The sequence below is a fragment of the Angustibacter peucedani genome (assembly GCF_054779595.1).
The window spans coordinates 1-9,828 of record NZ_BAAGXY010000083.1; the positions used below are offsets into that span (position 1 = coordinate 1).

Sequence of the window (9,828 nt, forward strand, 5' to 3'; positions counted from 1 at the left end):
CCCACCAGCCCGAGCTGCCGCACGGCCTGGCGCTGCGCGCCCGCGTGCTGGCGCTGCAGGGGGACCGCGAGGGCGCGCTGGTGGCCGCCCGCGCCGCCGAGGCCAAGGCGCCGACGTCCGTCGAGGTGCTGCTCGTGCTGTCCGGGCTGGTGCCGGACGTCGAGCGGCAGGGGCTGGTCGAGCGGCTGGTGCAGCTCGCGCCCGGCTCCTCGCAGGCGGCGCAGGACGTCATCGCGCTGCTCGGCGACCAGGGCGACCCCGCCCTGGCCCGGGCCTACGCCCAGCGCCTGACCGCTGACGGCCGCGAGGCCGACGCGGCCCGCGCGCTCGAGGTGGCGGCCGTCATCGCGATCGTCGACCGGCACGCCACCGACCGCGACGGCGCCCTCGAGCTGCTCGCCACCGAGCCGCCGTCGCGCCGGCTGCGGGTGGCCGTCAAGGCGCTGCCGCGGCTGCGCGAGTGGCAGCTGCTGGCCGACCTGCTCGACCCGCCGTCCGGGCGACCGGTCGTCGACCCTGACGGCCCCGACGTGTCGATCAGCGAGACCTCGCGCGCCGCGCAGGCCGCGCTCAAGGCCGGCCGCACCGGCGCCGCCGTGCGCATCGCGCGGGCCGTGCTCGAGCGCTCGCCCGACAACCCGCGCGCCCTGCGCGTCGTCGCGGACGGCCAGGACCAGCTGGACGTCGTCGCCGACCGCTGGCAGCCACCGCCGGTCGCGCCGCGCTCGTACGAGCCTGACCCGCGGGCCACGCTGTCGGTGCTCTCGCAGTCGCTGCCGATCCGCTCGGGCGGGTACGCGACCCGCACGCACGGCGTCCTCACCGGCCTGGCCGCGCGCGGCTGGGAGGTCGAGGCGGTCACCCGCCGCGGCTTCCCGTACGACCGGTGGAAGACCGACGACCCGCGCACGGTCGCGCCCTACGACGAGGTCGACGGCGTGAGGTACCACCGGCTGGTCGAGGACGGCGTGCGGCGCTACCCGCAGTTCCCGCTCGCCTCGTACGTGGGCGCGTTCGCCGACGGCGTCGTGCGCCGCGCCACCGCCCACCGCGCCGCGCTGGTGCACGCGTCGAGCTTCTACGTCGCCGGGCTCGCCGGCGCCTCGGCCGCCCGCCGGCTCGGCCTGCCGTTCATCTACGAGATGCGCGGGCTCGAGGACCTGATGAAGGTCTCGCTCGACCCGGACTTCACCTCCACCGACCGCTACCGGTTCCTCGAGCACGTCGAGACCGAGGTCTGCCTGGAGGCCGACAAGGTGCTCGTCATCACCGAGGCGCTGCGGGCCGAGATGGCGCGCCGCGGGGTGCCCGAGGAGCGCATGCTCGTGCTGCCCAACGGCGTGCACGTCGCGGACTTCGCCCCGCGCGAGCGCGACCACGAGCTCGAGGTCGAGCTGGGCGTCGAGGGCGTGCCGGTCATCGGCTACGCCGGCGGGCTGGTGCACTACGAGGGCCTCGAGCTGCTGCTGCAGGCCGTGGCCGGGCTCAAGGCCGCCGGCACGGCCTTCCACCTCGTGGTCGTCGGCGACGGGCCGCACGACGCCGCCGTGCGCGCCGAGGCCGAGCGCCTGCGGCTGGACGACGTCGTCACCTTCACCGGCCGGGTGCCGCACGACGTCGTGCAGCGCTACCTGTCGCTGTTCGACATCACGCCGTTCCCGCGCCTGCCCCTGCCGGTCTGCGAGCTCATCTCGCCGATGAAGCCGTTCGAGGCCATGGCGATGGCCAAGGCCGTCGTCGTCTCGGACGTCGCGGCGCTGACCGAGATCGTGCAGGACGACGTCACCGGCCTGGCGTTCGCCAAGGGCGACGCAGCCGACCTGCAGCGGGTCCTGCAGCGGCTCGTCGACGAGCCCGAGCTGCGCGAGCGGCTGGGCCGCGCGGGCCGCGACTGGGTGGCCGCCGAGCGCGACTGGTCGACCGTCACCGCGGTCGCCGACGAGGCCTACCGCGAGGTGCTGGAGCGGGCCGGGACGACCCGCTGAAGCCGTCCCGCGACGTGGGGCTGGTGTGGCAGGCTTGCCGGTCATGAGCACCTCCAGCGCGGCGGGTGCCCGCGCGTCGTCCGGCGCGTGGTTCCTGCGTCGCGAGCTGCCCCTGGCCCTCCTCGTGGTCGGCGTCGTGGTCGTGCTGCTGGCCGGCGACGCGACGCTGCTGCGGCTGGTCGGCGTGCTGCAGGTGCTCGGCGTGGCCGGCGTGCTGCTGGTCTGGCAGCGCCAAGGCCTGGCGCTGCGGCGCGAGCGCGCGGCGGCCGAGCGGCTGCGCACCATGAGTGCCGCCGTGACCGCCGTCGAGCGCGACGTCCGGCAGGCCCGCAGCTCGGTCGAGCGCGACCGCGACGAGCGCCGTCAGCGGGAGCAGGCGCTGGACAGGGCGCAGGAGAAGAAGGCCACCCGCGAGCGGTTCGAGCGCCGGCACGACTTCGCCCAGGTCGAGGCCGCGATGAACCTCTACACGCTCTACCCGCCGTCCGCCCGGATGCCCGCGCTGCGCGGGTGGGCGATGTCGCCCGACCTGCTGCTCGTGGTGCTCGAGCTGGTGCGCCAGCGCCGTCCGCGGCTGGTCGTCGAGCTGGGCGCCGGCAGCTCGACGCTGTGGCTCGCCCACGTCGCCGAGCGGCTCGGCCTCGACACGCGCGTGGTCACGCTCGAGCACGACGCCGGCTGGGCCGACAAGGTGCAGCGCGTCCTCGACGAGCAGGGCGTGGGCTCGCGCTCGCAGGTGCGCCTGGCGCCCCTGACCGAGCAGCCGGTGGGGGAGGGCACGGGGAGCTGGTACGCGCCGTCCGGCTGGCAGGACCTCGCCGACGTCGACCTGCTGCTCGTCGACGGGCCGCCCGCCGGCGACGACCCCGAGGCCCGGATGCCCGCCGTCCCGCTGCTGGCGCAGCGGCTCTCGGCGCAGGCCGTCGTCGTCATGGACGACGCCGGGCGGCCGGGCGAGCAGCGCGTGGCCGACGCCTGGGAGGCGCTGCTGCCCGACTTCGCCCGCCTCGACCTCCCGGTCGAGAAGCGGGCCACGATCTTCTACCGGGGCGGGCCGCCGGCGTTGTGACGACGTCCGGCGTCCTGGACCCCGACGCGCCGCTCCTCAAGCGAGGAGGGCGCCCGGCCGAGGAGGACACCATGCGTCGCCCGAGGAACACCCGTCCGAGCCGTCGAGGCACCAGGAGCAACCGGGGGCGGGTGGCGGCCGCGGCGCTCGCGGTGCTCGTCGCGGTGCCGGTCGGCGGCGGCCTGGTGGCGGCTCCCGCCGCGGCGGCGACCTGCCCGTCGCCGGGCGGGGCGAGCGTCGGCAACGCGCCGGTGCCGAGCGGCGCCGACTACGCGGTGCGCGGCCACGGCTGGGGCCACTCGCTCGGCCTGAGCCAGTACGGCGCGCAGGGGGCGGCGGAGCTGGGCTGCACCTACACCCAGATCCTCGCGGCCTACTACCCGACGACCCACGTGGCGACCAAGACGCTGGTGGGCGCGGTCGACGTCAAGCTGATGACCGCCGGCACCAAGGCCACCGTGCGCGCGGTGACGGCCGACGTCCCGTGGCGCGGCCCGGCGGGCCAGGCCGCGACGCAGCCGAAGGGCAGCACCTGGAGCGTGCTGCTCAGCGGCGGGCAGTCGGTGCTGAAGGACGCCGCGAGCGCCACGGTGTTCACCGTGGCCGGCGGCTCGACGATGCGTGCCGTCGACATCGGCCGCGTCGTGCAGGTGCGCTCGTTCGACGGCTCGACCCTGAAGACCGACCGCACGGTGCGCTGGGACGAGACCCGGTTCGTGGCGTCGTCCGACGGGCTGGCGGTGACCCAGGCGATCCGCGACAGCTCGGCCGGCGACGCCGTGCAGAAGTACTTGTGGGGCCTGGCCGAGGTGCCCTCGCTGTGGCCGACCCACGCGCTGCGCGCCCAGTCGGTGGCCGCCCGCACCTACCTGGCCCGGCGCTACGACAGCGCGCGCGGCGCCTACGCCGTGCAGGCCACCGCTGCCGACCAGAACTACGGCGGCTACCTCGCCGAGTCCGACGACTACCAGAACGGCAGCCACTGGAAGTCGGCCGTGAACGCCACCGACCGTCAGGTCGTGCTCGACGCGTCGAGCGCGCTGATCGACGCGCTGTACACCTCGAGCCACGGCGGGCGCAGCGAGGACGTGCGCTACGCGTTCGGCTCGGACGCGCTGCCGTACCTGGTGTCGATCGACGACAGCCGGTGGGACCTCGCCTCGGACAACCCCAACCGCAGCTGGGCGCAGGGCTACACCAGCGCCAACCTCGCCGCGCGGTTCGGCTTCACCTCGCTCACGTCGCTGTCGGTGGGCGCGCCGGGCACGTCCGCCCGGCTGGACGGCGTGAAGGCCGTCGGCGTCGTCGGCGGCTCGACGGTGACCAAGACGTACACGGGCATGCAGGCCCGCTCGGTGCTCGGCGTGCTCTCGCCCGGCTTCATCATCACCCGGCTCACCACGCCGCCGGTCGACAACGGCACGGCGGTCAGCGGCGACTGGGACGGCGACGGCCGCACCGACGTCGGGTGGTTCAAGAACGGCACCTGGTCGCTGCGCTGGCCGGACGGCACGACCCGCACCATCAGCCTCGGCGCCGCCGGCGACACCCCGGTGGTGGCCGACTGGAACGACGACGGCCGCGACGGCATCGGCGTCTTCCGCGACGGCCAGTGGCAGACCCGCAACTCGCTGGCCGGGTCGGGGGTCGTCGACACCTTCACCTACGGCCGGGCCGGCGACCTGCCGGTGGCCGGGCGGTGGACCGCGGCGTCGTCCGCCGGCATCGGGGTCGTGCGCAGCGGCACCTGGATGCTCCGCGCCACTGCGGACGCGGGCCCGCCCACCCTCACCGCGACGTTCAAGGCGGGCGGCCGCCCGCTGCTCGGCGACTGGGACGGCAACGGGCTCGACACCCCGGGCTGGATGGCGAACGGCAAGTGGACGCTGTCGAACCTCGTCGCCCACCCGGCGGTGCACAAGACCGTGCTGTTCGGCCGGACGGGTGATGCTCCGGTGCCGGGAGACTTCGACGGCAACCGGACGACGACCACCGGCATCGCGCGCTCCAGCAGCTTCTTCTGGCGCGACGACCTGGCGGGAGGCGCCGCGACCGGCTCGCGCGTCTACCAGCCCTGAGCCCGTGTGACCAGAGTTGCGCGTGTGACACGCCGGAGGGCATGGTTCAAGTCCCCGGCCGAACTGGCCGAGGGGAGGGGGACTGGATTTCTCACGCCCTGGAGAGCTCATGCCCGGCCGGCACCGTGTCCCCGCGAGTCGATCCACCACGCCGGCGAAGGCTGCGCTGACGGTCTCGGCCGCGGCCATCGCGCTGCAGCCGGTGGTGGCCGCCGAGCCGGCGGCCGCGGCCACGGTGGTGAACCCCAAGCCGACCCGCACGCTGCCCAAGAGCACCGACGTCGCGTCCAGCTACCTCGAGCAGACCAGCTGCGACCCGGCCGCCAAGCCCGGCGTCGAGGCCTACGCGCGCATGGTGATGCAGACCTACAAGGTCGGGCACAGCGGCGGCATCGTGCGCGGCTGCGGCATCGGCTCGACCAGCGAGCACAAGGAGGGTCGCGCCTTCGACTACATGCTCAGCGTGAACGTGCCCAAGGAGAAGGCGGCCGGTGACGCGCTGACCACCTGGCTCACGGGCAAGGACTCGCAGGGCGTCGTCGGCGGCAACGCCCGCCGGCTCGGCGTCATGTACGTCATCTGGAACCGGCGGTTCTGGAGCGTCTACACCAACAAGTGGCGCGCCTACACCGGCCCGATCCCGCACACCGACCACGTGCACACCAGCTTCAGCTGGGACGGCGCGATGATGCGCACCTCGTGGTGGGACGGCACCGCGGTCACGACCGAGGACAAGGGCACCTGCCGCGTCTACAGCGGCCAGCCCGCCCCGATCTACACCGCCCGCCGCACGGCGTCCTGCCCGACCAGCCTGCCCGCGGCGCCGTCGTCCAGCTACCCCGTCGTCTGGCCCGGCCAGGCGTCGTCCGTCGTCAAGGTGGCGCAGAAGGAGCTCGGCCTGTCGCAGGACGGCTCGTTCGGCAGCACGACGCGCACCAAGCTGATCAGCTGGCAGCGCAAGGAGGACGTGCCGGTCACCGGCGTCCTCGACAAGCCGACCTGGCACGTGATGGTGCCGGGCTCGTCCAAGCCGCCGACCACGCCGACCACGCCTCCCTCGACGGCCGCGGCGACCACGGTGCTCACGCCCTACCTGACGACCACGCTGCGCGCGGGGTCCAAGGGCAGCGCCGTCACGGTGCTGCAGAAGGCGCTCGGCACCACCGCCGACGGCGTGTACGGCTCGAAGACCGGCGCGGCCGTGTCGGCATTCCAGAAGTACCGCGGCCTGCCCGTAACCGGCGTCGTCGACCCCGCGACCTGGAAGGTGTTGGAGCGCACCGCGTTCCCGCTGCTGCCGTACCGCTCCGCCGTGCTGAGCCAGGGCTCGAAGGGCGCGGCCGTCACGCGCCTGCAGTGGGCGCTGCACGTCACGGCGGACGGCGAGTTCGGCCCCAAGACCAAGGCCGCCCTGCAGGCCGCCCAGACCGCCGCCAAGCTGCCCGCCACGGGCGTCACGGACGTCGCGACCTGGATCGCGGTCGAGAAGGTGGCCTACCCGTTCGGCCGAGTGCTGGTGCCGACGTCCGGCACGACCACGCCGACGACCCCCACCACGCCGACGACGCCCCCCGCGACGCCGGCCACGCCCTCGCTGCTCACCACCACCAGCGTGTCGGCGTACAAGACCACGCGGCTCAAGCTCGGCTCGAAGGGCAAGGCCGTCGCCGCGCTCGAGCGGGCCCTCGGCATGAAGAGCGTCGACCAGGTCTTCGGCAGCGGCACCGAGGCGTGGGTCAAGGCCTTCCAGGCCGCCAAGAAGCTGCCCGTCACCGGGGTCGTCGACGCCGCCACCTGGAAGCAGGTCGAGCTCACCGCCCACCCGCTGCTGCCGTACCGCGGCACCGTCGTGCGCGAGGGCTCGCGCGGCGAGGCGGTCAAGGCGCTGCAGCGCGCGCTCGGCCTGAAGGCCGACGGCGCGTTCGGGCCGGCCACCAAGGCCGCGGTCAAGGCCGCCCAGAAGCGCGCCCACATCGCCAGCACCGGCGCCCTCGGCACCTACGGCTGGGTCAACGTCGAGCGGGTGCAGTACCCCCTGGGGCACCGGAACTGGTGACCCGCTCGGCCGACCACCGGTCGGCCAGCACCGCGTCGTCGACGGCGCCGGTCACGACGACGGCCGAGCCGTCGCGCGACCACGCCGCGAGGACGTCGACGAGCAGCTCGGCCAGCCCGGCGCGGCCCGGCACCAGCAGCCCGAGGCGCTCGCCGTCGGTCAGGTCGGAAGCCCGCTGCTCGACGGCGGCGACGACGTCCTGGGCGCTGCTGGTGGTGCCGCCGGCCACCAGCGCGGTGGCCGTGCCGGACGTCGGGTCGGCCGCGTCGAAGACGTCGGGGTGCAGCATCAGCTCGGCCGCCTCGTCGGTGGCGCCGGCGGGCAGCGCGCCACCGTCGAGGGCGTGCCAGCGGCGGGCGAGCGCCGGCAACGAGAGCGCCACCAGGCGGTCGGCGTCCGGGTGGTCGCCCGGGCGGTCGGTGACCACGACGGCCTCGTCGGACGACGGGTCGTCGTCGAGCGCGACCACGCCTCCCGCCGTCCAGACGCCGAGGGCCCAGTAGGCGGTGCGCCAGTGCGGCGGCAGGTCCAGCCGCACCACGTCGCCGGGCTCGAGGTCGAGCTCGTCCACCAGCAGCCCGGCGGTCTTGGCGGCCCAGGTGCCGAGCACGCGCGCCGACAGCTCGACCCGCTCGCCCCGCGCCGCGTCGTCCAGGCCGTGGTACCAGGTGAGCCGGGGACGGGTCGCGTCCGCGCGGGCGGCGGCGGGCAGCACGGCCGCGGGCGTGGCGGGGACGGGAGGCATGCGGCGACCCTAACCCTGGCAGGATGGCGGTCCGTCCCACCCCTGACCGACCCCCCACCGCACCACGGAGGTGTTCGCACGTGAAGGTCCTGGTGACCGGCGGCGCCGGCTTCATCGGCTCGCACTACGTCCGGCAGGCCGTCCAGGGCGCCTACCCGGCGCTCGCCGACGCCACCGTCGTGGTGCTCGACAAGCTGACGTACGCGGGCAACCGGGCGAACCTGGCCGAGGTCGAGGGGTCGGGCCGGCTGCAGTTCGTGCACGGCGACATCTGCGACGCCGGGCTGGTCGACGACTTGATGGAGGAGGTCGACCAGGTCGTGCACTTCGCGGCCGAGTCGCACGTCGACCGCTCGATCCAGGGCGCGACCGACTTCGTCGTCACCAACGTCGTCGGCACCCAGACGCTGCTGGACGGCGCGCTGCGGCGTGGCGTCGAGAAGTTCGTGCACGTCTCGACCGACGAGGTCTACGGCTCGATCGACGAGGGCTCGTGGACCGAGGACGAGCCGCTGCTGCCCAACTCGCCGTACTCCGCCAGCAAAGCGAGCAGCGACCTGATCGCGCGGGCCTACCACCGCACCCACGGCCTGCCGGTCAACATCACGCGCTGCTCCAACAACTACGGGCCGTACCAGTACCCCGAGAAGGTCATCCCGCTGTTCGTCACCAACCTCATGGACGGCGAGCAGGTGCCGCTGTACGGCGACGGCCTCAACGTGCGCGACTGGCTGCACGTCGACGACCACTGCCGCGGCATCGAGCTGGTGCGCGACGGCGGCCGGGCCGGCGAGATCTACAACATCGGCGGCGGCACCGAGCTCACCAACCGCGAGCTCACCGAGCGCCTGGTCGCGGCGTCGGGCAAGGACTGGGACAGCGTGCGCCCGGTCGAGGACCGCAAGGGCCACGACCGCCGCTACAGCGTCGACATCACCAAGATCAGGGGCGAGCTCGGCTACGCGCCGCAGGTGCCGTTCGAGCAGGGCCTGGCCAGCACGATCCAGTGGTACCGCGACCACCGCGACTGGTGGCAGCCGCTCAAGCGCGGCTGACGGTGCTGCAGGCGGCGGTGTCGCGGGCCGGCGTCGGCCTCGCGGTCTGGGTGCTCGCCACCGCCGCGCTCGCCGTGCCCTTCGTGGCGCTCGGGGCGTGGGTGCCGCTCGTCGCAGCCGGCGTTCTGGTGGTGGGCGCCGCGCTCGCCGTGGTGGTCGCCCGGTCGGTGCCGGTGCTGCCGGTGCCGGGTGCGGCCGCCGCCCTGCTGCTGCTCGTCGCCGTCGGCGCGGGGGTCTGGGCCGGGCTGACGCACGCCGAGCACGTCGTCCTGCGCCGCGACGCCGGCACCTACGCGCTGTTCGGCCAGCACCTGGCCACCGCGCACACCCACGAGGTGGACGTCGACGTCCGGCAGGTGGGCGGCGCGGCGGTGCTCGACCGGCCCGACGTCACGACCGGCTCGCCCGGTTTCTACGAGCAGGGGACGGGGACGTCGACCCACGTGGTGCCGCAGTTCCTCGCGGCCACGCCCGTGTGGCTGTCGGTGGGGTGGTGGCTCGGCGGGTGGACGGCGCTGCTGCTCGTGCCCTGCGTGGTGCTGGGGGCCGCGCTGCTGGCGTTCGGCGGGCTCGCGGTGCGTGTCGTCGGGCCGTGGTGGGGTGTCGTCGCCACGACGGCGCTCGCGGTCAGCCAGCCCGTGCTGCACGCCGGTCGCGCCACCTACTCCGAGCCCTTCGCGCTGCTGGTGGGGTGCGCCGGGGCCGCGGCGCTGGTCGCCGCGTGCACCGGTGGGCGCGGTGCCCCGGATCCCGACCCGCGCGCCCCGCGCCGGCTCGGCCTGCTGGCCGGGTTGCTGCTCGGCGGCGTCGCCCTGGTGCGGGTCGACGAGCTGCTCGAGA

6 protein-coding genes and 1 pseudogene are annotated in these 9,828 nt (G+C 74.8%); 6 read left to right on the forward strand and 1 reads right to left on the reverse strand.

Annotated features, from left to right (window positions below; all coding sequences use genetic code 11):
• The 4 genes from ACYVJ4_RS14705 to ACYVJ4_RS14720 all read left to right on the forward strand — a co-directional run.
• Nucleotides 1-1,985: glycosyltransferase family 4 protein (locus tag ACYVJ4_RS14705; protein WP_460460888.1), on the forward strand; the 1,985-nt coding region annotated here is incomplete at its 5' end.
• A 43-nt stretch (nt 1,986-2,028) separates the two neighbouring features.
• Complete coding sequence (locus ACYVJ4_RS14710; RefSeq protein ID WP_460460889.1) at nt 2,029-3,054, forward strand: class I SAM-dependent methyltransferase; 1,026 nt, start codon at nt 2,029-2,031, stop codon at nt 3,052-3,054.
• Nucleotides 3,055-3,125: 71 nt separating this feature from the next.
• Nucleotides 3,126-5,132: a SpoIID/LytB domain-containing protein gene (locus ACYVJ4_RS14715; protein ID WP_460460890.1), complete on the forward strand. Its 2,007-nt coding sequence runs from the start codon at nt 3,126-3,128 to the stop codon at nt 5,130-5,132.
• A gap of 109 nt (nt 5,133-5,241) precedes the next feature.
• The gene (locus tag ACYVJ4_RS14720; protein ID WP_460460891.1) at nt 5,242-7,188 is read left to right on the forward strand and encodes a peptidoglycan-binding domain-containing protein; all 1,947 of its coding nucleotides are present in this window, start codon (nt 5,242-5,244) and stop codon (nt 7,186-7,188) included.
• Here the strand turns inward: ACYVJ4_RS14720 and ACYVJ4_RS14725 are convergent.
• Nucleotides 7,142-7,933, reverse strand: coding sequence for a TIGR03089 family protein (locus ACYVJ4_RS14725; protein ID WP_460460892.1), 792 nt, complete (start codon nt 7,931-7,933; stop codon nt 7,142-7,144). The genes ACYVJ4_RS14720 and ACYVJ4_RS14725 overlap by 47 nt on opposite strands.
• Before the next feature lie 80 nt (nt 7,934-8,013).
• Between ACYVJ4_RS14725 and rfbB the strand changes: the two genes are divergently transcribed.
• Nucleotides 8,014-8,988 (forward strand): dTDP-glucose 4,6-dehydratase, encoded by a 975-nt coding sequence (gene rfbB, locus ACYVJ4_RS14730; protein ID WP_460460893.1) that lies wholly within the window; start codon nt 8,014-8,016, stop codon nt 8,986-8,988.
• Nucleotides 8,964-9,828, forward strand: a pseudogene (locus ACYVJ4_RS14735) (hypothetical protein); the annotation flags it as partial. The gene rfbB and the pseudogene ACYVJ4_RS14735, both read left to right, overlap by 25 nt.